Genomic DNA, 22,118 nt, shown 5'->3' on the forward strand with positions numbered 1-22,118 from the left:
AACCGCGTCGACCCGCGCACGCCCCGACCCCCGCGCACCCCTCCCCGGGGACCAGGAAAGCGAGTAAGAGGAACCGTGGCCCAGCAACCGCGCGAGTACCTCCGATGGGACCTCCTCGATCGGGACAAGGACCCCATCCCCTGGGATCCGGCCGAGGCCCGGTCGCTCAAGGACTTCTACGAGAGGCTCGCCGACGCCGCCGAGACCGCGGGCCGCGAGGTCCGCAGGCTGGACCGGGGTTCCCTGGGCGAGGGCAAGACCGTGGAGGTGCTCCAAGAGCTCGTCGAGGAACTGCCCAAGTACCTCGACAAGGCGCACGACGCCTACGAGGCCGGGTACAAGGCGCTGGAGACCTGGGCCGACGCCCTGGAGACCGCGCGCAGGCGCAGCGCCTCCGTCGCCCGACTCGCCTCCACCGCCTACCACGGCCTGGAGGACAAGGACGAGTGGAAGGACGGGGACGACCCCCTGCGCGCCTCCCACATCTCCGACCTCAACGCCGTTCTCACCGAGATGGACCGGGTCGCCGACGACACCGAGCGGGCGTTGGAGGAGGCCAAGCAGGGCAGTCCGCGCAAGCTGTGGGGCTGGCTCGACAAGATCGTCACCTGGATCGAGGAGAACCCCCTCATCTACGCGGTGATCATGATCGTGGCGGGCTTGGCCGCCATCTTCATCCCCGGCCTGGGCATCGCCCTGGCCATCGCCGCGCTCGCCCTGGCCACCGCGAACCTCCACCGGGAGGGCAAACTCGGCTTCAACCTGGAGACCCTCACCACCCTCGGCATGGAGGCCCTGTCCCTGGTCCCCGGTGGCGCCCTGCTGCGCGGCGCGTCCGGGCTGGGACGTGTCGCCTCGCGGGCCACCGGTCCCATGGGCCGGGGTGTTCGCAGCGCCGCGACCGCGGTGCGCTCCACCAGTGCCGTCCAGCGGGTCGGCAGCCGGGTCGGGAGCATGCGCAGCGGTTACCAGAGCCTGCGCAACACCCGCACCTCGGTGAACATCGCCCACTCCGTGGTCCGGGACACCGCCAGCGGTATGGCCGCCTCCATCGTCACCCAGGTCGGCGCGGACCCGGGGAACTGGCAGCAGATCATCTCACCCGGCTCGCTCGCCAATGAGGCCCTGGGCGCGTTCGCCACCAACGCCCTCGGCTCGGGCGTCGGCGCGGTCAAGGAGAACCACGGACTGGGGCCGCTCGGCGGGGGACCCTCCGGGACCGGCACGTACACCGGCGGGAGCGACCCCGACGGCACCCCCGTCACCACCCTCGACCACACTTCTCCGTCCGGCGAGGACGTCAGCATCCAGATCCGCCCGGACGAGGTGACCGTCGGCGACACCTCCGTGCGCCCCTCCGGTGACGGCTTCCAGGTGAGCGGTGCCGACGGGGCCTCGGTCAGCGCCTCACGCGGCGGAGACGGCTCGCTCGACCTCACCGGGCCCGGCGGCACCCCCGGACCCTCCTTCGGGGGTGACGGCATCACCGTCCCCACCGGGGACGGGAACGTCACCGTCTCCCACACCGGCGGCACGCCCGGCATCTCGACCCCCGACGGGCTCTCCGTCCAAGGCCCCTCCGGTGCGGGTGAACCCGTCCAGATCACCCAACCCCGCGGTGCCGTCGACCTCGACTTCGGCGACGGCGGCCCGAGGATCTCCCGTCCCGAGACGGGCGTCGACGGCGGCTCGAACCCGACCATCCGGGTCGAGGACCCGGCCGGGGGCACCCGCACCGAGTTCGGGAACGACGGGTACCGGGTGGACGGCGAAGGCGGTTCCACCCAGGGTTACGACCGGGGCACCGACAACGCCACCCTGCGGACCGACGACGTCCGCGTGGACGCCGGACCCGACTCCGTGCGCGTCGTGGACGAGACCCGGGGCGTGGACATCGCCCAGCGCGCCGACGGTTCCGCCGACGGCCGGGGCGCGGGTTCCACCGCCGTCGTGCGACCCGACGGCAGCGCCGAGATCCGTACCGACAATCCGAGTCTCTCCCCCCGGGCCGTCCAGGACGCCGACGGCCACGTCCGGATCGACGGCGACGGCGGGATCCGGGGCAGCGACGCCTGGCCCGGCCAGGTCCGCACCGAGGACGGCACCGGGGTCGTCCTGTCCGACCGCGGCGGCGACACCCACGTCCAGGTGTGGCACGCCGACGGCACCCGGCGCTCCTACGACCTCGACGGCACCCCGCACGGCGGCCACCCGCCGCTGCCGCGCGACCCCTCCACCGGCGAGCCCTACGTCCTCACCGGCGGGACCCGGGTCGCGGTCACCCCCGGGACCGGAACCTCGCCGGCACTGCGCATGGACACCCCCCAGGGGTGGAGCGTCACCACCTCGACCCGGGGCGACGTGTCCCTGCGCGCCCCCGCCGACGCCCGGGGCGACGCGTTGCGGATCGGTCGCGGCGCGGACGGGACCACCGGGATCGGCACCGACCTGCACGGGGTCGGCGGCGGACCCGACGGCATGACCGCCCACGGTCCGGGCGGTGTGCGGGCGGGCAGCGACCGCGACGGATCGCACGTCAGCGACGGGACCACCCGCACCGACGTCCGGAGGGGCGAGTCGAGCGGTCTGGGCCGGGCCGAGACCACCCGTGAGAACGCCCCGGGCCGCCCGATCGCCTCCCAGGGGAACGACGGGAGCCGGGTCACGACCTCCGACGGTGTCACGGTCCGCACCGACGAGGGCGGACGGATCACCACCGACGTCCCCGCCGACGGCGCCCCGCGCACCATCCGCAACGGTGACCGCACCATCGACGCCGGACCCGACGGCGTGGGGCTGCGCGGCCCCTCCCCGGACTCGCCCGGCACCGTCCCGCTGCGCATGGGCGAGACGGCGGGCGACGCCGGACACGTGCCTCCCGGTTGGCGGGTCACCGCTGACGGCGAGGGCGGCATGACCGGGAGCACCCACCCGGACCACCGGATCGAGGCCGACGGTTCCGGACGAGCGGAGTTCCGGAACGGCGACCTCTCCGGCACCCGAAGCGCATCTGGACGCACCAACGTCTCCGACGGCAACGGGGTCACCGTCCAGGACGCCCGGGGCGGGGTCCGCGTGGACACCGGGGAGGGCCACCCCGACCTGCGGATCACCCCCGACCACGTCCAGGTCGTCAACCCCGACGGACAGCAGCAGCGGGTCGATCCCACTGTTCCCGGAGGCCGCCCCGAGGGCGCCGGCGGCGACGGGACCCCCGCGTCCGTGCGCTCGCAGCCCGTGCGGGCGGCCGGGCAGGAGATCGCCTGGCAGCTCACCAAGAACGTGCTCAACCTGTCCTTCGGCTTCGCCGTGGACGCCTCTCGGCAGACCATGCAGGACCTGCTGGGCCACCTCGGCGTCGAGGCGGAGTGGTTGACCGCGTTCATGACCGACATCGACGACCCCAAATACTGGGTCCAGGTCGGCTGCCAGCTCGCGGTCGCCGTCCCCAAGGCCGGCCATGAGGGCCGCATGGCCCACGAGGGCGACCTACCCGACGCGTTCGGTACCGGGCTGCTTCTGGAATCCGCCCACCAGGCCGGTCGCAACAACCTTCGGGACGACGTGATGGGCGAACTGGAGGAACAGGAGAAGGAGGAGCAACGGGAGGCGGAGACCCGCGATCGGCTGAAGGAGGACGTTCGGGCCCGTCTGGAGGTGCTGGACATGATGTTCTCCCAGGACATGGTCGACGAGTTCGCGCGGGAGCACCCCGACCCCACGCTCTCCGAACGCGAGCGCGTGGCAGCGGTCATCGAGGCGGCCACCGACGAACGGGACCGCCTGCGACGAGAGCTGAAGGAACTGGAGAACGGCTAGGGCCGGGTCCGCCGCGGCCCTTCGGGAGTACGAGAGGAGCACCCCCATGGCGAAAGTGGTCAAGATCGACACCGACGCGCTGGAGGACATGCAGCGCGCCCTGCGGCGCATCTGCAACGACTTCGGTGGCGAGGACGTCGAGAGCCCCGAGGACCGGGCCGAGGACATCGGCCCCGGCCGCCTGGTCGACGCCGCCAAGGACTTCGGCAAGGACTGCAAGAAGAACTACGAGCGCCAGGCCGAGGACCTGGGCGCCCTGCTCAACGCCCTGAACCCGGTCATCACCACGTTCTACGAGATGGACGAGGAGCTGGGCAAGGCCCTCAAGGGAGACGGTAAGGACGCCCCGCCGCCGCCCCCGCACCACGCCAACCAGCTCGCCTACTAGGGCGACGACCGTCACCGACCACACCGAGGAGCAGCAGTGCCGTACGTCTTCGAGGAGGACGAACCCGAGGTCGCCATCGGGTTCGACGTCGCCGTCCCCGAGGGCTGGACGCAGTACGACCTGACCGGCGACACCGTGGCCCGCATGCGCGAACAGGCCGTGGCGCTGTACGGCAACCGGCCTGAGGAGCTCAACGCCCTCAACGACCTGCTCGCCGACATCGCCCGGGTCACCCGGGACGCGACCACCGGCGGACTCATCGCCGCCGCCGGGACCTTCGAGGAGTACGACGACGGGTTCTTCATGGCCACCGTCTGCGTCTTCTCGTTCCCCGCCGGACGGGGCGACCAGACCATCGACCCCATCAAGGTCATCGAGTACGTCTACCCCGAGACCGCCACCGCCCGCGAGGGCACCTGGCTGAAGAAGACCACGGTGGACCTGCCCGAGTCCGGATCGCCGGTGTGCGGCCGCATCCACGGCGTCACCGACTACGAGATGGAGGAGGCGCTGGTCCGCTCCGTGGTCATGCACACCTCCTACGCCCTCCCCGGCCTGGACCGCCGCATCATGGTCAGCTGTTCCAGCCCCAACGTCCTCCAACTGGAAGAGGTCATGGACCTCTTCGACGCCATCAGCGGCACCGCTCGCTTCTGGGTCATGGAGGAGGCCGACCAGGCCGGAACCCCGGTCTGACCCGGCCCCCGCCCCGGCCCGGGGCGTCCACCCGACCACACCACGACGATAACCCGACAGGAGAACCCATGCCCGTCTACAACGTCGACAGCGACAAGACCGAGGAGACCTCCGGCTCCCTCATCAAGGAGTTCGAGGCCTTCACCGAACGACTGGGGGCCATCAAGCAGAAGGTCGACGGCCTCATCACCGACGGCTACAGCACCCCCGCCGCCGAGAAGCACTTCCGGCCGTTCTTCGAGGAGTTCAACACCGGCTTCGAGGGTGTGAACAAGGGCTTGGAGGGCGTCGCCAAGTACATCAAGCAGGTCGGTACGACCTTCAGCGAGACCGACGACAAGCTCGGCGAGGGCCTCAAGGGCTGACCCGCCCTCCGGGGCGGCCTCCGCCGCCCCGGACCCCTCCTCCCGCGTTCCCACAAGCAGAGCCCGAAGAAGCGGAAGCAGTCCCACCGTGCGCCTCCTCCTCACCGTGACCCCGGCCACCGGTCCCGCAGCGGACGGTTCCGGGCCCGTCGCGACGTCCCCACTGCGCCTGGACGTCCTGGTCGACGCCGACCCCGGTTCGACCGTGCGCCAGCTGGCCGAGTCCGTCGACCCGATGGTGCGCACCCTGCCCCGCGCCCCCGGCCGTGACGTCCCCCTCTACCTGGGCGACCGCCCCGTCGACCCGGCCCTGTCCCTGGCCGACGCCGGCCTCCTCGACGGCTCCGTCGTCGGAGTCGGCGGCCCCGCACCCGTCGCCGACGAACCCCCCGGCGTGGTCGAGGTCCGGGTGGTCTCCGGCCCCGACGCGGGCCGCATCGTCCGGCTCGACCCGGGGGACTACGTCATCGGTGACGACGAGGTCGCCGTCCTGCCCGTGGACGCCGACGGGTACTGGGCGCGGATCCGCGTCGCCCCCGACGGCTCCGTGGTCTTCCTGACCTCCAGCGGCGGCGACGGCTGCTCCCTCGAAGGCGAGGACCTCGCCGAGAACGACGCCTGGCCCCAGGGCGAGCAGCTCACCCTCGGCGGCACCCTCTTCGAGGCCTGGCCCAACCACCGCCCCGACGCCGCCGTGGTCCCCTCCGAGGACGGCACCGGCCTGGACTACAACCGGCCGCCCCGGCTGCACCCCGCCCCCACCAAGACCTCCTTCAAGCTGCCCTCGCCGCCCGAACCCCCGGAACGGCCGATCGTGCAGCTCATCATGATGATCCTGCTGCCCATCACCATGGCGGTCGGCACCGCCCTCATCATGGGCCGCCCCCAGTACCTGCTCATCGGTCTGCTCGCCCCGGTGTCGGTGCTCTTCACCCAGATGCTCCAGCGCCGCACCACCAAGGCCCGCTACGACAAGCAGCTCACGGAGTACGAGGAGAAGAAGGAGCGCATCACCAGGGACGCCCGAGACGCCCTCCTCGTCGAACAGCGACGCCTGCGCGACACCTGCCCCGACCCCGCCGCGGTCCTCCTCCTCGCCACCGGCCCCCGGTCCCGGCTGTGGGAACGCCGCCAGATCGACGAGGACTTCACCCTGCTACGGGTGGGCACCGGCAGCCTCCCCTCCAAGGTCGTCCTCAGCGACCCGACCAAGGACGACCACCGCCGCGACATCACCTGGAACATGACCGACGTCCCCGTCGGCGTCTCCGTCAAGGACAACGGCGTCGTCGGCGTCGCCGGGCGCGGTGGGGGCGCCCAGGCTCTCGAACGCTGGCTCATCGCCCAGCTCGCCGCCCTGCACAGCCCCGCCGAACTCCAGATCCACCTGCTGTCCATGGAGGGCGACCACGACCGGTGGCGGTGGACCCGCCACCTGCCCCACCTGCGCGGCGAACACCCCCACCTCTCCCTCAACCGGATGGGCATCGACGCCACCACCTGCGCCCGCCGCGTCTCCGAGCTGCTCATGCTGCTGGAAGCCCGCAAGCAGGCCAAACGCGACCTCGCCGACCAGCCCGCCATCGTCGTCGTCCTCGACGGGGCCCGGCGCCTCCGCTCCCTGCCCGGCGTCGTCCAGCTCCTGCGCGAGGGCCCCGAGGTCGGCATCCACACCCTGTGCCTGGACGCGGAGGAACGCCTCCTCCCCGAGGAGTGCCAGGCCGTGGTCACCATCACCCCGCACGGCATGCGCCTGCGCCGCACCTCCTTCGACAACGTCGAGGACGTCCGTCCCGACGGGCCCTCCTCCGCCTGGGCCGAACGCCTCGGCCGCGCCCTGGCGCCCCTGCGCGACAGCAGCGTCGGCGAGGCGGGCGGCTCCCTGCCCCGCGCGGCCCGGCTCCTGGACGTCATCGGCCTCGAACCCCCCAGCGGCGAGGCCATCGCCGCCCACTGGGCCGGCGGCGGTCGCAGCACCGTCGCCACGCTGGGGGTGGGCCTGGACGGGGCGTTCTCGGTGGACATCCGCCGCGACGGCCCGCACGCCCTCATCGCCGGCACCACCGGCTCCGGCAAGTCCGAACTCCTCCAGACCCTGGTGGCGTCGCTGGCCGCCGTCAACCGGCCCGAGTCCATGTCCTTCGTCCTCGTCGACTACAAGGGCGGCAGCGCGTTCAAGGACTGCGTGGAACTGCCGCACACCGTCGGCATGGTCACCGACCTCGACACCCACCTCGTCGGCCGGGCCCTGGTCTCCCTGGGCGCCGAACTCCACCGCCGCGAGCACATCCTCGCCAAGGCCGGGGCCAAGGACATCGAGGACTACCTCGAACTCCTCGACCGCGACCCGCGCATGCCGCAGATGCCGCGCCTGATGCTGGTCATCGACGAGTTCGCGTCCATGGCCCGCGAACTCCCCGACTTCGTCAAGGGTCTCGTCAACATCGCCCAGCGCGGCCGATCCCTCGGCATCCACCTGGTGCTGGCCACCCAGCGCCCCGGCGGCGTCGTCACCAACGACATCCGCGCCAACACCAACCTGCGCATCGCCCTGCGCATGACCGACGAGAGCGAGAGCCGCGACGTCATCGACGCCCCCGACTCGGCGCACATCGGCATCGACACCCCGGGGCGCGCCCACGCCCGCCTCGGCCACGCCTCGCTGCTGCCGTTCCAGTCCGGCCGGGTCGGCGGGCGGCGCGTCGTCGCCTCGACGAACGCCGCCGACCCCGACGTCCACCCGGTGAAGTGGTCGGACCTGGCCCAGCCCGCCCCGGTCGCCCAGGGGAACCGCGGGGAGGAGACCGGCGACGTCGAGGTCACCGACCTCACCGTGCTGGTCGCCGCCGTCAAGGAGGCCGCCGACCGGCTGGGCGCGGAACGCCAGCCCAGCCCGTGGCTGCCCGCCCTGCCCACCCGGCTCACCCTCGGCGAACTGCTGGGCGGCCGGCCCCCGGCCGCCGAGGCCGGCGTGATCCGGGCCGCGCCCGTCGGCCTGGTGGACGTGCCCGCCCGACAGCGCCAGCACCCCTACGCCTTCGACCCGGCCCGCACCGGTCACCTGCACATCATGGGCTCCGGGCGCAGCGGCCGGTCCCAGGCGCTGCGCACCGTCGCCGCCTCCCTGGCCCTGGCCCATCACCCCGGCGACCTGCACATGTACGGCCTGGACTGCGGCAACGGCGCCCTGCTGCCGCTGGAGCGGTTCCCGCACTGCGGCGCCGTCGCCCAGCGCTCCCAGGGCGAACGGGTGGTGCGCCTGCTCGGCATGCTGGAGGAGGAACTCGACCGCCGCCAGAAGCTCCTGGCCGCCCACGGCTGCGCCGACCTGGAGGAACTGCGGGTCAAGCTCCCCCCGAAGGAGCGCCCCGCCCACCTGGCGCTGTTCATCGACCGTATCGACGTGTTCGAGCAGACCTTCGGTGAGTACAACTACGGCGCCCTCGTCGAGGGCGTCACCACCCTCATGCGCGACGGCGCCGGTGTGGGCGTGCACGTGATCGCCGCCGGCGACCGGATCCTCACCCGCACCAAGTACTCCTCCACCACGGAGGAACTCCTGGTCCTGCGCTGCAACGACCGCGCCGACTACGGCACCGCCGGCCTCAACGCCCGTTCGCTGCCCGAGGAGGTCCCCGACGGTCGCGCCTTCCGCGCGGGGGACGCCCTGGAGGTGCAGATCGCCCTGCTCAACCGCAACCCCCAGGGCGGGGCGCAGGTCGAGGAACTGGGGCGGATCGCCGACTTCGTGGTGCGGCGCACCCGGGAGACGCCGCCGGCGGGGCCCCGCCCGTTCCGCGTGGACGTGCTGCCCGACCGGCTCACCTACGACGACATGGCCCGCTACCGCAAGGGCCCGGCCCGCCCGCTGGAGGTCCTGGTGGGCGTCGGGGGCAACGAGCTCGCCGCGATCACCGCCGACCTGGCGAGCGTCCCCACCTTCCTCATCGCCGGGCCGCCCCGATCGGGCCGCTCCAGCATGCTCGCCGTGATGGCCCGCTCCCTGTTGGAGTCCGGAACCGAGCTGCTGCTGGTCACCCCGCGCGGGTCCCGGCTCACCGAGCTGCGCGACCACCCGGGGGTGCGGGCGGTCATCGACTCCGCCGAACCCCGGCTGTCGCAGCTCCACGAGGCCCTCGGCCGGTTCGAGGGCGAGACCGCCGCGGTGATGATCGATGACGCCGAACTCCTGTTGCAGAGCGACCTCGGCAAGGAGTTCACCCGCATCGCCCGGGGCATGGTCGGCCCGGGGTGGGGCATCGTCGCCGCCGGCACCAACGACGCCCTCCAGGGCGGTTTCAACGGTTGGCACGTCCACCTCAAGCGCAACCGCGTCGGCGTGCTGCTGTCCCCCCAGGCGCAGTCCGACGCCGAGGTGCTGGGACTGCGCCTGCCCAAGGGTGTGGCCGGGCCCCGCATCATCCCGGGCATCGCCCACCTGCACCTGGGCGACGGTCAGGTCCGGCAGGTGCGCGTGCCGCTGCCGTGACCGGTACCGGCCGCCCGGTCCCCGCGCCGGGGGCGGGGCGGCCGGTACCCGTTAGGATCCGAACATCCCCATCTGTGCGCTTCCTCCCCCCTGCCCCGCGGGCGGAGGCCCCTCCCGCCCCCAGAGACGAGACCTGTGAGTCGACGGCCGTGAGCACCCAAGCCAACGCAGTCACCCTCCCCGCAACCGCGACCGACCTGACCTCCACCGACCCCACCCGGATCGGCCCCTACCGGCCGCTCAAGCGGCTGGGCGCCGGCGGCATGGGGGTCGTGTACGCGGCCCACGACGCCTCGGGTGAGCTGGTCGCGGTCAAGCTCATCCACCCCGAGTACTCGGCCGACCCCGAGTTCCGGGCCCGTTTCGCCCGCGAGGTCGAACTCCTGCGCCGGGTCGGCGGCGCCTGCGCGGTGCCGCTGCTGGCCGCTGACACCGAGGCCGAGCGCCCCTGGCTGGTCACCCCGCTGGTACGGGGCATGACCCTCAGCGCCTACATGCGCAAGCACGGCCCACTCCCGCAACGGTTGCTCCTGGGCCTGGCCGCCGGTGTGGCCGAGGCCCTGGTCCAGATCCACGCCGTGGGCATCGCCCACCGCGACCTCAAGCCCGCCAACATCGTGCTGTCCCCCGAGGGGCCGCGCGTGCTGGACTTCGGGGTCGCCCGCGCGATCGACCAGACGGCGCTCACCCGCACCGGGTCCGTCATGGGGTCGCCGGGGTGGATCAGTCCGGACCACTACCAGGGCAAGCCCACCAGCACCGCCGACGACATCTTCGCCTGGGGTGCCCTCGTGGCGTACGCGGCCACCGGGCGGCCCCCGTTCGGCACGGGCGACCCGGCCGCCGTCGCGCACCGGGTGATCAGTGGTGAGCCCGACATGGAGGGGTTCGCGGGGCCGCTCGCCGACCTGGCCCGTCAGGCGCTGGCCAAGGAGGCGGAGCAGCGTCCGACGGCCATGCGCCTGGTCGACGGAGTGGTCGCCATCAACGATCCCGGACGCTCCTACGCTCCGATGGAGTCGTCGGAGATGGCCGGCGGGGCCATGGCGGCCGTCGTGGACGACAGCTGGCAGGGGGTGCAGTCGGCGCCCGAGCGCGAGTTCGCCGTCGCCCCGGTCAAGGGGGAGGGGCGCGCCAAACGCGTGCTCACCCTGGTGGGAGCGGGCGTGGGTGCCCTCGTGCTCCTCGCCGGGGTGGCGTTCGGCGGTGTGGCGGTCGCGAACAACTGGGACGCGCTGCCGATGTCGTCCTGGTTCTCCACCGACGAAGGCGCCGGCGCCGAAACGGTCGCCGGCGAGGCCGCGGGGGAGGAACGTCGGCCGGGGCCCGTCGGCAGGGAGGCACAGGAGAGCGACTCCCCGTCGGACGGACCCTCGGACGGTCCGTCCGAGGAGGCCGGGCAGGACGACGAGGACGGGACCGACGAGGGCGAGGCCGGCGGTTCCGACGGCGGGGGCGGCGACGAGGGTACGACCGCCACGGCCTCCGGACTGGTCGGCGCGGGCGTGAGCGCGTCGGGTTCGAGGCCGTCGGGCGACCACGTCATCGCGTTCCGCCCCGACGGCGGTGCGGGGGTGTACGCGAAGCTGGACGGCGCCACGGTGGTGTGCGCGTGGAGCTTCTGCCAGTCCCAGGGCGGCGGCGTGGGCAACGGCGGCGCGGGTTCGGTGTCCTCCAGCCCGTCGGCGCTCACGGGGTACGCGAACCAGGGGAGCCGGACCGTGAAGGCCGAGGTCACCTACACGACCGCGGCCGACGGCACGGTGACCATCACCCGCCTGGTCGAGTACCACCGCACCAGCGGCACCGGGACCCCGCCGTGGTGACCGGGGCGGACACGACGACGGACGACGAACCGAGAAAGGGAAAAGCGATGAAGAGGATCACCGGTCGGGTCGCGGCGGCGCTGGGACTGGCCCTGGTCGTCACGATCGCGAACCCGGCCCCGGTGGGCGCGGTCGCCTACGGCGGCCAGTGTGGCGGCGGGTACGGGAAGGTCAACGAGGCGGCCGTCCCGGGCGGCACGGTCTTCCTGACCTACAACAACTCCAACGGCAAGAACTGCGTCGTGGTGGTGCGGTCCGACCCGGGAGCGCGCGTGTCCATGGACGCCGCGCTCAAGCGCAGCGACACCACCTCCTGGCAGACCGACCCGGGCGACTGGACCGAGTACGCGGGTCCGGTGTACCTGTCGGCGGCGGGTCACTGCGTGGACTGGGGCGGCAAGATCGGCGACGACTGGATCGTGCGGAACGGCACCAACTGCGGCTGACCGCCGGCGGGGTTCGAGGACGACCTCCACCCGTAGGACTCGGTGTCCTCCGACGCCGAAGCGTGGGTTCCGAGCCTCTGGAGCACTCGGCACGAGACGACCTGTGCGGCGGTGGGCTCCCCGTGGGGTGGGGAGCCCGTGCCGGTCATCGTGTGGGTGTCGTGGGTGTGAGGGTGAAGGTGGCCCAGGTGTGGGTGCCCAGGTCACCGAACGGGCAGACCGGTGAGTATCCCCAGGCTGTGGACAACTCCTGGACCATCAACAGTCCGCGTTGGCCCTCGGCTTCCTCCCACTCGTCGGGGGTGCGTGTCGTGGGGATGCGGGGCACGGTGCCGCCGAGGCCGTCGTCGGTGAACCCCAGGGTGAGGGAGCGGTCCCCGACCAGCCACAGGGTGCGGATGACCGCTCCCCCGTTCTCGGTGCCCGAGGCGGTGTACCTGACGCAGTTGGCGAACAGTTCGCTGCCGCACAGCACCAGCGTGTCGGCGACGCCGGGGTCGAACCCTGCCAGGTCGGCGGTCAGCTCGCGGCGGACCCGGGACAGCTCGCGCAGCTCGCCGGGGTAGAGGCGGTGGGTCCAGGTCCGGGTCGGGGTCATACGCCCACCGCCGCCTTGCTTTCCTGCTGGGCGATCCACACGCGGGTCACCTTCGCCAGGTCCTCGAAGGTGACCGGGGGCGGGGTGGGGGCGAGCAGATCCCCTTCCGGCAGACGCGGTTCGGGCAGACGCACCTCGGGGGTGCGGGGTGCGGACGGGCGCGCCTCGGGAGCGTGGGCCTTGGGGGTGCGGGGTGCGCTCCACCGGTGCAGGCGTGCGGTCGCCTCGGCCTGGACCCGGGCCTGGACCCGGGCTTGGGCGCGGGTCTGTTCGTGGGCGGTGTAGTAGGGCCGCACGAGCGGCAGCTCCTCGGCCGGGAAGACCTCGCGGGGCGGGTGCAGGCGCGGGTGGTGTGGGCGCGGGGCGGCCGGGGGTGAGGGGCGCACGGCCGGGCGGGGGTTCTGGGCATAGCGGCGGACCCGGGTGGAACGGCGGCGGGTGTGCCGGCCGCGGGAAGGGGACAGCAACGCTCCGAACAGGGCGAAGACAGCCCTGAGGAACGCGGCACTAGACTGGCGCACGTTGGCAATCCTTGTGATTGAAGGGACGAATTGCTGACCACGACCCCGGGCGCTCGACTAGCGTCGCGGGGTCACTCGATATGCGGTTGTGGCGCCAGAATAGGGCACGCGCGATCGTTCCGCGTACGGTTTCCGGGCAGATCGCCGAAGAAGATCGAAGGTTCCTCGTCTTCGCAGTTCAGGGCACTGGTGTTCGACCCCTGCGCAATGCTCCCTTTCTGAAGGAAATGGCTTTTGGTCCGCTTTGGTTGTTTCGCGTTCTTGGGGTGTATCAGCGCCGATAAAGAGCGATAAGCAGCTTCGCTGGGCAAGTCGATGTCGCGGGCCGCTGAAGCACGTCGGATCACGGCCACCCCGCACCGGAGCGCTCGGGGGCCGAGCCCTCATACGGCCCCGTCCTTCACCCCGGCCTTCGCTCCGTCGGGTCCGGAACCGCGCGGTTGACCTCGGGCTTCCCGCCGCGCCACCGTGTGCTCAGCTCGTGGATCATCACCGCCGACAGCCACAACGCGGTGAGCGGAATGACGAACCACAACATCGCGGCGCTGTAGGGCCGCAGGACCGCGTGTTCGGTGGCCTCCAAGACCAGGTAGGAGATGTAGGCGGCGTAGAAACCGACGAGCAGCGTGCCCTCCCACCGGGTCACGGTCAACCGGGTCAGGGTGATCGGGAGCAACACCAGGGCCACCGCCACCATGATCGGCAGGTCGAACCGCAGGGCCGCCGGCGCGACGGCGATCCCCTCGGGGGCGATGACGGCGGTCAGGCCCAGCACTGCCCCGAGGTTGAACACGTTGCTGCCCACGATGTTGCCCACCGCCATGTCGCGCTCGCCCCGCCTCACCGCGACGACGCAGGTCACCAGCTCGGGCAGTGAGGTACCGACCGCCACCACGGTCAGGCCGATGAGCAGGTCGCTCACCCCCAGCGCCGTCGCGATCGCGCTGGCCCCGTATACGAGCAGCCGTGCCCCGGCCACCAGCAGGACCGTGCCCAAGGCCACGAACGCCAGGTCCACCAGGATCGACCTCGTCCGTGTGGTGCTCCGGACCGGGCCGTCCGCCCCCGGACCGGAGCCATCGGCGCTCACCCTCACGGAGGCCGAACCGTCGATCGCCCGACGCCGGGAGACGATCACCGTGACGGCGACGTAGACCACCAGGGCCGCGAACAGCAGGCCGCCGTCGACACGGCCGAGGTTCCCGTCCAGGGCCATCAGGAGCACGACCACCGACAGCACCACCATCACCGGGATGTCGGCGCGCACGACCTGGGAGTTCACCAGCAGGGGGACGAACAGCGCCGACGCCCCGAGCACGAACAGGATGTTGGCGATGTTGCTGCCCACGACGTTGCCCACGGCCAACCCCGGATATCCGGAGAGCGCGGCGTCGGTACTGACCGCCAGTTCCGGCGCCGACGTCGTGAACGACACCACGGTCAGGCCCACGACCAGCGAGGACATCCCCATGGTCCGCGCCAGCGAGCCGGCGCCCCGGACGAGCGACTCCCCTCCGGCGATCAAGAGTACGAAGCCCGCCGCCAGGGCGAGAATCACCAACACGTTCACGTGGGCCTTCCGATCGTCTCACCGGGTCGCGCTGGGCATACCCGTCACCACAGGCTTTCTCCCATGCGGGTCCCCCGGTTGCCGAATCCGGAGGCGGTTCCCCTTCGCCCGCCGAGCCACGGGCCTCGTCACGGGCAGGGTCGTTCGCTCGGCGGATGTCGGGAGGCCGGGAACCGTCCGCTCATCAACGGCGGTGAAGCCGCACCGAACCGTTCGGTTTCGGCGTTTCCGGAGCGATGAGCCGGTCCCACGCCCCTGCCGTCCGCACATGACGAAGGGCCCGGGGGCGTTGCCCGGGGTCTTCGCGCGGATGTGATTACTTCTCGGCCGCCACGGCCGCGACCCACTCGGGGGAGGTGAAGCTCAGGTGCCCGGCGTCTCTGTTCCGGGTGTCGCGGACGTCGACGCGCTCAGATGCCTCGCGGACCTCTACGCAGTTCGCGGAGGACCCGCTGTAACTCGACTTGTGCCACTCGGTACTCACGACACCACCCCCATGAGACGTTCCCTGCTGATCGACGAAGGCAAGGCTAGCGCGTAGGCGTCGCGCAGCAGTTCGCGAATCCTGGGCAGTACTCCGTCCCCGTAAACGGCGTTCGCCTCCAGGTGGTCCGACGCCGCTATCTCCCTGCCGTCCCTCATGCGGAAGAGCATCATCGGACCGGGAATGCCCATCAACAGAGTCCCCTCCGGGAGTAGGTGGACGGCCACCCGCTCGGGAAGGTTCAGCAGGTGCTGGACCTGCTCCGTCCGGATCGGCTCGGCCACACAGGTCAGCGCCGTCACGGGGAACACGACCGAAACGGTCGCGGAGATCTGGCCCAGTTTGTTCGAGCGCATGCGCGCCAGACGCTCCACATCGACGACCTTTCGGCCCGCCCGGTACACGGCCTCCGCGTAGCTCGGAGACCAGAGCAGTCCGGGTACCACCACGGGGGACACCAGGTCGATGCGCACCGCCTCGCGTTCCAGGTAGTCCACATCCCGTAGGAACGGCGGCAACTCCTCATTGACGGAACTCTTCCAGGCCTCCAGTAGTAATCCGTCCGTGCCGAGCGCGGTGTCCAGAGCATCGACGGCCGGACGGGAGGGGCGTGTCTTGCCCGAGAGGTAACGGGACAGAGACGCCTGCGAGACCCTTGAGCGTGCGGAAAGTGACTTTTGCGTCATTCCCGACAGCGTCAGATGGGTTGCGAGCACCTCACGGAAAAGAGGGGAAACCATGAAGCCGTTTGTACAACAAGTTCCCCGTTGATGTCTGGGGCATTCGAAATATCCTCCTCCGCTGGCGCATAAACCCAGGGTGACCGCACTCTGAGGCCATGCGAGATTTGATGAAGTTGCACAACACCGAGACGGCGGTGCTGGCGCTGCACTCCGCACTTCGTCGCCGAGGTGTGGCGGCAGTGGCCGGCGACCTTCCCGACTCGGTGCGGGCGGAGCACGCGGGGCGGCAGATCACCGTCCGGCTCGTGGACGGCCAGTGGTGGCGTCCGATGCCCGGCGAACCGAGCGTCACCGTCCCGGTCGCCCGCCAAGGCTCCGAGGACCTGCTCGCTCGGCACCTCGTCTCCGAACTCCTGGGGCGGCTGTGAACGCCGACGAACCCCTCACCTGGGCCGAGTTTCGCCGCCTCACTCGGCCCCGCGCACCGCGGATCCCGCAGCCCCGCCCGGAGGAACGCCTTCCGCTGCCCCGCCGCACCGCCATCCGCACGCCCGAACACCCGGGAAGGGAAACCGCGATGCCCGCCCACCCCGACGCCTCGGCCCCCCACTGTGGTCGGCCCGCCACCGCTCCCCAGCGGGAAAAGGCCGACGAACTCTTCGACCGGCTCTCCTCCCTCCTGCGCGACGCCGCCGACCCCGACGCCGACCCCGCCCGGCTGGTCCGCGAGGCCGACCGGGCCTTCGACACCCTGCACCGGCACCTCAGCCGCGGCGGCGCGTTGCCCCGGCCCTGGCGCGACGCCCGCCACTGACCCCGTATGAACGGCGTTCCGTGAGAGATCCGGCGGAATCCCGAAACCCGAGAGCCCACAGCGACCGCTGAGCCGGCGGCCCGCAAAGCGCCCGTGCCTTTGGAGTCTCGCTCGACCCCTTCAGTCGTGACGGCGTGCGGGAGAGTACGGCGTGGAGATCCCCCGCACCAAGGAGAGGCACATGTCCCCCGTCCAGATCATCCGTACCGTGGCCGCCGCGCTGATCGCCGGCGGCGCCGCCCTCGGGCTGGTTCCCGGCGGCTCGTGCGGGGCGGGCTGGTGGTCCCTGCCCAGTACCGGCGATTCGTTCGGGTGGTTCGCCTACACCCCCATCACGGACGGACCGCCCGTCCTGCCGCAGGACATGTGCGAGACGGCCACGGCTCCTCTGGGGTCCTGGGCGATCGCACTGGTCGTGATGGGAGCGGTCCTGCTGGCGGGGGCGTGGTTCACCACCTCGCACCGGAGCGGCGGCGAGCCGAAGGAGTAGGAGCCCCCCGGTGCGGGGTCCGTGTCCACCGGGTTCGGACGGCCTACCATCGCGCTATGGGCAGGGAACCTTCGACTCCGGGGGCGCCGTGGTTCGCGCGCGGCATCGCCCCGGTATGGGACCGGTTGGCCGCACCGGGCGGCGACGCGCCGCCTTTCCGGCGCTCGGATCTGGACGGGCTGCCCGCCCCGGTGGCCCGCTGGCTCGCCCGCGCCGTCGAACCGGGCACCCCGCTCGCCCGCACCGCGCTGCTGGAGATGTCCGGCCGCATCCTGGTCGGCGGCTGGCGGCGGTTCACCGCGCGGCAGGTCATCTCCGCCGGGCGCGGCTACGTCTGGGCGGCGACCGCCTGGTTCGGGCCGCTGCCCGTGTTCGGGTTCGACCGTTACTCCGACGGGACCGGGGAGATGCGCTGGCGGCTGGCCGGTGCGCTGCCGGTGGTGTCGGCCTCCGGCGACGACATCGCCCGCAGCGCCGCCGGGCGACTGGCGGCCGAGCTGGTGCTGACCCCCGGCGCGGCTCTGGCGCCGTTCGTGCGCTGGGAGGCGGTCGACGACACCTGGGCCGGGGCCCGGGTGGAGATCGGCGGCCGGATCCACACCCTGCGCGTGGAGGTCGACGCCGAGGGGACGCTACGGAGCGTGCGGCTGCCCCGGTGGGGTGACCCCGACGGGCGGGGGTTCGCCGAGCACACGTTCTTCTCGCTGTGCTCCGGTGAGCGCCGGTTCGGAGCCGTGCGGCTGCCGGCCCGGGTGACGGCGGGCTGGGACACCGGAGACCGGGGTGGTCCGGGGGACGCCGAACCCTTCATCGACATCGAGGTCACGTCGGCCGCCTTCCGCTGAGCGGCCACGGCAGAACCGACCCGGCCCCTACGACTCCGAGGCCACACTGTTCTCGGAGGAAGGAAACTATTCCTTTACGGCAAGCGATTCTGAGAATACTGTCCAAGGGACATGCTCCCCTCTCCAGAGGAGACCCGTTGGAGTTCACCAAGATCAGCGGCGGTTGTGAGGACGACCAGTGCCCCGCCGTGTACACGACCGACCGGAAGAGCTACATCGTGCAGGGATACACGATCAGCGACCCGGACGTCCTGCGGCGGTTGGGACTCCCGCCGGGAGAGAACGCTGTCGAGATTCCCCACGATCTCTTGGAGGGGCTTCGTGGCGAGGCTCGATGACGACCGGTTCAGTGCCCTGTTCCTCACCTCCGCCAAGAGCGTGTTCCGGTTGGAGACCCTGCCCGTCTACAACCCGGTGTCAGAGGGGGAGAAGTTCCGTGCCTACATGGCCGGTGACCCCTGTCCCCGGGTCGGCGTGGTCACCCCCTACATGCGAACGGTCATGGACCATGTCGCACAGGGAGTTCGCCGCTACCGCGTGCACGTCGTCCACAGCCCGCTGACGGACTACCTGCGGTACGAGATGGAGTGGGGGTACGCGTTCAACGCCCAGGCCGGCGAGGAGATCCTCATTCTCGACACCGCCGAGCGCGGCCGACCGGAAGGCCTCCTGGATGAGGACTTCTGGTTCTTCGACGAGACCCACGTGGTGCGGATGGTCTACCGGGAGGACGGCGAGTACCTGGGAAGCGAACTCGTTGAGGACCCCGAACCGGTTCACTACCGCACCCAACGGGACCTCGCGTTGGCGGGGGCCGTACCCTTCGACCAGTATTGGAGTGCCCATCCGCAGTACCACCGGGACTGATGGCCATACCTGAGTCGTTCCACCAGGACCGCGCCGAGCTGGCCGACCGCCTCCGTCGGCTTCGCGCGGTCTCCGGTATGTCCGGCACACGTGTGGCCGAACTTCTCGGCTGGAGCCAGTCCAAGGTCTCCAAGATCGAGACGGGCAAAGTCACGCCCTCCGGCGAAGACGTCCGGTCGTTGCTCGATCTCTACCGTCCGGAAGTGAGAGAACGGGAAGCTCTGGAGGTTCTCTCCCGAACCCTGGGCGAGCGTCACCGCTCTCTGCTCATGCTGCGCAAACGCGGCCTGGACAAGGAACAGCGCACGATCCAACGGGTGGAGTCGTCCACCCGGGTTCTCCGGGTCTTCGAGCCGAGCGTTGTTCCCGGGCTCCTCCAGTCGGCCGAGTACGCACGAGCGGTCTTCAGCCGCCCGCTCTCCGCCTCCGGTATCGATGCGACCAAGGCGATGAACGCCAGGATCGACCGTCAGGCGAGGTTGTTCGATCCGGATCATCGGTTCCACTTCGTCATCACAGAGGCCGCCCTGCGCTGGCGCATGGGAGGGGCCGCAACGATGGTGGGGCAGATGGACCGCCTGGCGAACCTGTCCACTCTCGTGAACGTGCGGCTGGGTTTGCTTCCCTGGGACGTGGAAGTTCCCGAACTGCCCAACAACGGATTCGACATTCGGGACGACAGAGAGGTGGCGGTGGAGGGGTTCACCACCCACCGGCTTCTGACCGACCCCCGCGACGTCCGCTTCCACCTGGACGTCTTCCAACTGTTCGCTGACGCCGCCGTCTACGACGACGAAGCCCGGGCGTTCCTGGCCGAGCTGGCGCGCGAACACGCCTGACGGCCTCTCATCGGGTTGATCTCACCGAACCGCCACACAACTATTCCTTGATGCTGTAGGTTTCTGAGAATAGTCTCTTGTTGTGTGGGAGGGAAGACTCCCGATCCACCCTCCTGGAAGGACACCCCCATGGAACAGCAGACCTCCTACGAGCCCCCGACCGTCACCGACCTCGGCGACGCCCGCGAACTCATCCTCGGCACCGGCGCGCACGACACCGCCGACATGAACACCGCCCGGTACAACTGACCGTCACGATGACGACGGCGTCGAGCGTGGAACGCGCGCTGACCGCCCTTGCCGCCCGGCACCCCCTGGTGCCGGTGCGGCGCGTCGGCGACGAACACCGTGGAGCGGTCCTGTTCGGTGAATGCCTCGCCGACCCCGCAGAGGTGGAGGAGGCGTTCGCCGCCACCGGGGCCGCCCCGCCCGCCCGGGCCCTGGAAGCGCTGCGTGTGTTCCCCGGCCGCTACGGGGTGGTCTGCCACGACGCGGAGGAGACGGCGGTGACCGGCGATCTCGCCGGGGTCCTCCGAGTCTGGTTCCGGGTGGCCGACGCGACCGCCCCGGCCCGGTTCGCCCTGACCCCGACGGCCCTCCTCGACCCGCACCGGCCCCGAGCCGGGCGGACTCGCCATGAGGCTGTTCGCCCCCGACGCCGTGGGCACCCTGCCGGAAGGTGATCCGTTTCAGATGCCGCCGCCGGCCCGCCACAGCAGGACCGATGAGAACACCGACAAGGTGCTGAACAGGAGGGTGAACGGGACGGCGATCGCCAGGGCGAGCGCCCGGTGCGCGAGGCCGCGGCAGGCCAGGAGCACCAGGGCGGCGGCGCACAGGTCGAGAACGTAGATGCGCGGGTCGGCGTGCTCCGTCGCGTGGGTGCCGACGCTGTATCGGAGATGGACAGGGGCGAGCAGTAGGCCGATGACCAGGGAGGCCGCCGTCGCGCGGCGGAGCGGTTCGCCCTCCCGCAGCCGGTGGCCCATGAACCCGAGCAGCGCCCCGAAGGCCAGGGCGATGACCACCCATGCCCGGTACTCCAGGTCGTTCTGGGCGTACTCGATGAACCTGACCCCGACGAAGTGGCCGAGCACCCCGCCCAGAAGGGCGGTCATCCCCGCCAGAGAGGCAGGGCCCGGCCGGGACGCGGCCCACCCCGCCAGCACCGCCGGTACGACGAACAGGCCGTACGAGGCCGCGGGATACTCGTCGGGTTTGAAGACGTACAGCGCCGAGAGCGCCCCGCACATCGCGCCCAGGACCGCCGCCGCGAGCGGTAGTGGCCACGGGTGCCGGTGCCGGAACCCACGCAGAGCGGAGGGAGGTGGCTGCGGCGATTCGCCCAGGCCGTGCATCCGGTCCACTTCTCCGATCCTGTCAGGTCGTCTCTCTTCCCGAGCCGGGTGGAGGAAGGCTGCCGCGCAGGCCGGGATGAAGGGCATCGGTCACCCGCTCCCGCCCGCGCGGCGCCCCGCCTCCGAAAGCCCCTCCGGGACCGGGTCATCTCCCGGCACCGTCCCTCCGCCCCTCCGCCGTCGCGCCCTACCGCTCCGGGGCGGCCGGCACCCGTGTCCGTCAGCCGTTCGTGGTCGCCACGCCCTGGGAGAAGGTGAGCTGCCCGCCGTTGAGCATGTACACGTCGTACGGGCTGATGGTGTCCTCCGCCGAGTCCACCCATTCCACCCCGCCGTCCCGCGCGTGGCACGTGAAGTCCGCCGGGTCCTCGGCCCCCGGGGCCAGGACGGCCACGTCGTCCATGTCGCAGAACACCGCCTCCGCCCCGCTCTGGTGACGCAGGTTCTCCTCCGCGAACGCGCGGGTGAGCGGCACCTCCGGGTGTTCGATGGAGAAGGCGATCCCACCGGAGCCCTCCTCCGAGGTGAGCGGGAACTCCAGATCGACGCCCCCGTAGACCAGCGTGCAGGTGTGGCTCGCTCCCGCCTCCTCGCGCATCTCCGCCGGACACTCGGCGACGGCCTCCGGATCCACGGCGCCCGCGATCCCGGAGACGTCCGCCAGCAGGTGCCAGGCCGCCCGTTCGGCGACGGGGGCCGAGTCGTCGGGCCGGTCCGGCAGTCCGGACAGGTCCGCCTCCGGAGGGTCGACGGGCACCTCGCCCTCCACCAGCAGCGCGGACAGGTCCTCCTGGGAGGCCTCACCCGGGGCCTCGGGGGCGCCGCCCGAGCAGGCGGTCAGCGCCAGGGCGAGGGCGGCCACGGGCAGCAGGGTCGTGCGGGGGAACAGGGGCATCGTCGCGTTCTTCCGTCGTCGGTTCTTCGTTGCTTCTTCGTCGGCTCTCCGGAACGGCGGGCGGAACGCCGTCCCGGCGGAGTGGGACGCGTTCGACTCCACGTCGGTTCGCGGTCACCGCGCGA

General features: G+C 71.5%; 23 protein-coding genes. 16 read left to right on the forward strand and 7 right to left on the reverse strand.

Annotation, left to right across the window (positions count from 1 at the left end; genetic code table 11):
• Positions 1 to 75 precede the first annotated feature (75 nt).
• The 7 genes from RM479_RS06845 (at position 76) to RM479_RS06875 (ending at position 12,029) form a co-directional block, all read left to right on the forward strand.
• On the forward strand, positions 76 to 3,819 hold the full coding sequence (locus tag RM479_RS06845) for an RHS repeat domain-containing protein (protein WP_311510862.1): 3,744 nt from the start codon (positions 76 to 78) through the stop codon (positions 3,817 to 3,819).
• Between the two features lie 46 nt (positions 3,820 to 3,865).
• Positions 3,866 to 4,207: a hypothetical protein gene (locus RM479_RS06850; protein WP_311510863.1), complete on the forward strand. Its 342-nt coding sequence runs from the start codon at positions 3,866 to 3,868 to the stop codon at positions 4,205 to 4,207.
• A gap of 36 nt (positions 4,208 to 4,243) precedes the next feature.
• On the forward strand, positions 4,244 to 4,903 hold the full coding sequence (locus tag RM479_RS06855) for a hypothetical protein (RefSeq protein WP_311510864.1): 660 nt from the start codon (positions 4,244 to 4,246) through the stop codon (positions 4,901 to 4,903).
• A 68-nt stretch (positions 4,904 to 4,971) separates the two neighbouring features.
• Positions 4,972 to 5,268 carry a WXG100 family type VII secretion target gene (locus tag RM479_RS06860; RefSeq protein ID WP_311510865.1) on the forward strand — a complete coding sequence of 99 codons (297 nt, stop codon included), beginning with the start codon at positions 4,972 to 4,974 and terminating at the stop codon, positions 5,266 to 5,268.
• An 88-nt stretch (positions 5,269 to 5,356) separates the two neighbouring features.
• Positions 5,357 to 9,757 carry an FtsK/SpoIIIE domain-containing protein gene (locus RM479_RS06865; RefSeq protein WP_311510866.1) on the forward strand — a complete coding sequence of 1,467 codons (4,401 nt, stop codon included), beginning with the start codon at positions 5,357 to 5,359 and terminating at the stop codon, positions 9,755 to 9,757.
• A gap of 149 nt (positions 9,758 to 9,906) precedes the next feature.
• Complete coding sequence (locus RM479_RS06870) at positions 9,907 to 11,583, forward strand: serine/threonine-protein kinase (protein ID WP_311510867.1); 1,677 nt, start codon at positions 9,907 to 9,909, stop codon at positions 11,581 to 11,583.
• Between the two features lie 47 nt (positions 11,584 to 11,630).
• Positions 11,631 to 12,029, forward strand: a complete 399-nt coding sequence (locus tag RM479_RS06875) for a spore-associated protein A (RefSeq protein ID WP_311510868.1) — start codon at positions 11,631 to 11,633, stop codon at positions 12,027 to 12,029.
• 145 nt (positions 12,030 to 12,174) lie between these two features.
• On the opposite strand, the gene RM479_RS06880 is transcribed toward RM479_RS06875, so the two are convergent.
• From RM479_RS06880 to RM479_RS06900, 5 genes are all read right to left on the reverse strand, one after another.
• On the reverse strand, positions 12,175 to 12,627 hold the full coding sequence (locus tag RM479_RS06880; RefSeq protein ID WP_311510869.1) for an ATP-binding protein: 453 nt from the start codon (positions 12,625 to 12,627) through the stop codon (positions 12,175 to 12,177).
• Complete coding sequence (locus RM479_RS06885) at positions 12,624 to 13,148, reverse strand: hypothetical protein (protein WP_311510870.1); 525 nt, start codon at positions 13,146 to 13,148, stop codon at positions 12,624 to 12,626. Before RM479_RS06885 ends, RM479_RS06880 begins: the two co-directional genes overlap by 4 nt.
• Before the next feature lie 400 nt (positions 13,149 to 13,548).
• Positions 13,549 to 14,718, reverse strand: a complete 1,170-nt coding sequence (locus RM479_RS06890) for a calcium/sodium antiporter (RefSeq protein WP_311510871.1) — start codon at positions 14,716 to 14,718, stop codon at positions 13,549 to 13,551.
• A gap of 316 nt (positions 14,719 to 15,034) precedes the next feature.
• Positions 15,035 to 15,202: a DUF397 domain-containing protein gene (locus RM479_RS06895; RefSeq protein ID WP_311510872.1), complete on the reverse strand. Its 168-nt coding sequence runs from the start codon at positions 15,200 to 15,202 to the stop codon at positions 15,035 to 15,037.
• Complete coding sequence (locus tag RM479_RS06900; protein ID WP_397221526.1) at positions 15,199 to 15,888, reverse strand: Scr1 family TA system antitoxin-like transcriptional regulator; 690 nt, start codon at positions 15,886 to 15,888, stop codon at positions 15,199 to 15,201. Before RM479_RS06900 ends, RM479_RS06895 begins: the two co-directional genes overlap by 4 nt.
• Before the next feature lie 152 nt (positions 15,889 to 16,040).
• On the opposite strand from RM479_RS06900, the gene RM479_RS06905 reads away from it, so the two are divergent.
• The 9 genes from RM479_RS06905 to RM479_RS06945 all read left to right on the forward strand — a co-directional run bounded on the left by RM479_RS06905 (position 16,041) and on the right by RM479_RS06945 (position 20,423).
• Positions 16,041 to 16,313 (forward strand): hypothetical protein, encoded by a 273-nt coding sequence (locus RM479_RS06905; RefSeq protein WP_311510874.1) that lies wholly within the window; start codon positions 16,041 to 16,043, stop codon positions 16,311 to 16,313.
• Between the two features lie 149 nt (positions 16,314 to 16,462).
• The gene (locus tag RM479_RS06910; protein ID WP_311510875.1) at positions 16,463 to 16,699 is read left to right on the forward strand and encodes a hypothetical protein; all 237 of its coding nucleotides are present in this window, start codon (positions 16,463 to 16,465) and stop codon (positions 16,697 to 16,699) included.
• 181 nt (positions 16,700 to 16,880) lie between these two features.
• Complete coding sequence (locus RM479_RS06915; RefSeq protein ID WP_274812447.1) at positions 16,881 to 17,189, forward strand: hypothetical protein; 309 nt, start codon at positions 16,881 to 16,883, stop codon at positions 17,187 to 17,189.
• A gap of 56 nt (positions 17,190 to 17,245) precedes the next feature.
• Positions 17,246 to 18,034 carry a DUF6544 family protein gene (locus RM479_RS06920; RefSeq protein ID WP_311510876.1) on the forward strand — a complete coding sequence of 263 codons (789 nt, stop codon included), beginning with the start codon at positions 17,246 to 17,248 and terminating at the stop codon, positions 18,032 to 18,034.
• A 137-nt stretch (positions 18,035 to 18,171) separates the two neighbouring features.
• The gene (locus RM479_RS06925) at positions 18,172 to 18,372 is read left to right on the forward strand and encodes a hypothetical protein (protein ID WP_311510877.1); all 201 of its coding nucleotides are present in this window, start codon (positions 18,172 to 18,174) and stop codon (positions 18,370 to 18,372) included.
• Complete coding sequence (locus tag RM479_RS06930; RefSeq protein ID WP_311510878.1) at positions 18,356 to 18,901, forward strand: DUF6879 family protein; 546 nt, start codon at positions 18,356 to 18,358, stop codon at positions 18,899 to 18,901. Before RM479_RS06925 ends, RM479_RS06930 begins: the two co-directional genes overlap by 17 nt.
• Positions 18,901 to 19,740 carry a helix-turn-helix domain-containing protein gene (locus RM479_RS06935; protein ID WP_311510879.1) on the forward strand — a complete coding sequence of 280 codons (840 nt, stop codon included), beginning with the start codon at positions 18,901 to 18,903 and terminating at the stop codon, positions 19,738 to 19,740. The genes RM479_RS06930 and RM479_RS06935 overlap by 1 nt, the downstream gene beginning before the upstream one ends.
• A 129-nt stretch (positions 19,741 to 19,869) precedes the next feature.
• Complete coding sequence (locus tag RM479_RS06940; RefSeq protein WP_274812452.1) at positions 19,870 to 19,989, forward strand: lasso RiPP family leader peptide-containing protein; 120 nt, start codon at positions 19,870 to 19,872, stop codon at positions 19,987 to 19,989.
• A gap of 8 nt (positions 19,990 to 19,997) precedes the next feature.
• Complete coding sequence (locus RM479_RS06945; RefSeq protein ID WP_311510880.1) at positions 19,998 to 20,423, forward strand: hypothetical protein; 426 nt, start codon at positions 19,998 to 20,000, stop codon at positions 20,421 to 20,423.
• A gap of 6 nt (positions 20,424 to 20,429) precedes the next feature.
• On the opposite strand, the gene RM479_RS06950 is transcribed toward RM479_RS06945, so the two are convergent.
• Together RM479_RS06950 and RM479_RS06955 are read right to left on the reverse strand one after the other, a co-directional pair.
• The gene (locus RM479_RS06950) at positions 20,430 to 21,098 is read right to left on the reverse strand and encodes a DUF6518 family protein (RefSeq protein ID WP_311511020.1); all 669 of its coding nucleotides are present in this window, start codon (positions 21,096 to 21,098) and stop codon (positions 20,430 to 20,432) included.
• Positions 21,099 to 21,318: 220 nt separating this feature from the next.
• Positions 21,319 to 21,993 carry a hypothetical protein gene (locus RM479_RS06955; RefSeq protein ID WP_311510881.1) on the reverse strand — a complete coding sequence of 225 codons (675 nt, stop codon included), beginning with the start codon at positions 21,991 to 21,993 and terminating at the stop codon, positions 21,319 to 21,321.
• Positions 21,994 to 22,118 lie beyond the last annotated feature (125 nt).

The organism is Nocardiopsis lambiniae (assembly GCF_031845465.1).
GTDB classification, from domain to species: Bacteria; Actinomycetota; Actinomycetes; order Streptosporangiales; family Streptosporangiaceae; genus Nocardiopsis; species Nocardiopsis lambiniae.

Coding starts and splice junctions, on each gene's coding strand:
- RM479_RS06850 (WP_311510863.1), top strand. CDS start 3,866: ATGGCGAAAGTGGTCAAGATCGACACCGACGCGCTGGAGGACATGCAG.
- RM479_RS06860 (WP_311510865.1), top strand. CDS start 4,972: ATGCCCGTCTACAACGTCGACAGCGACAAGACCGAGGAGACCTCCGGC.
- RM479_RS06875 (WP_311510868.1), top strand. CDS start 11,631: ATGAAGAGGATCACCGGTCGGGTCGCGGCGGCGCTGGGACTGGCCCTG.
- RM479_RS06880 (WP_311510869.1), bottom strand. CDS start 12,627: ATGACCCCGACCCGGACCTGGACCCACCGCCTCTACCCCGGCGAGCTG.
- RM479_RS06900 (WP_397221526.1), bottom strand. CDS start 15,888: ATGACGCAAAAGTCACTTTCCGCACGCTCAAGGGTCTCGCAGGCGTCT.
- RM479_RS06905 (WP_311510874.1), top strand. CDS start 16,041: ATGCGAGATTTGATGAAGTTGCACAACACCGAGACGGCGGTGCTGGCG.
- RM479_RS06910 (WP_311510875.1), top strand. CDS start 16,463: ATGCCCGCCCACCCCGACGCCTCGGCCCCCCACTGTGGTCGGCCCGCC.
- RM479_RS06915 (WP_274812447.1), top strand. CDS start 16,881: ATGTCCCCCGTCCAGATCATCCGTACCGTGGCCGCCGCGCTGATCGCC.
- RM479_RS06920 (WP_311510876.1), top strand. CDS start 17,246: ATGGGCAGGGAACCTTCGACTCCGGGGGCGCCGTGGTTCGCGCGCGGC.
- RM479_RS06935 (WP_311510879.1), top strand. CDS start 18,901: ATGGCCATACCTGAGTCGTTCCACCAGGACCGCGCCGAGCTGGCCGAC.
- RM479_RS06940 (WP_274812452.1), top strand. CDS start 19,870: ATGGAACAGCAGACCTCCTACGAGCCCCCGACCGTCACCGACCTCGGC.
- RM479_RS06945 (WP_311510880.1), top strand. CDS start 19,998: ATGACGACGGCGTCGAGCGTGGAACGCGCGCTGACCGCCCTTGCCGCC.
- RM479_RS06950 (WP_311511020.1), bottom strand. CDS start 21,098: ATGCACGGCCTGGGCGAATCGCCGCAGCCACCTCCCTCCGCTCTGCGT.
- RM479_RS06955 (WP_311510881.1), bottom strand. CDS start 21,993: ATGCCCCTGTTCCCCCGCACGACCCTGCTGCCCGTGGCCGCCCTCGCC.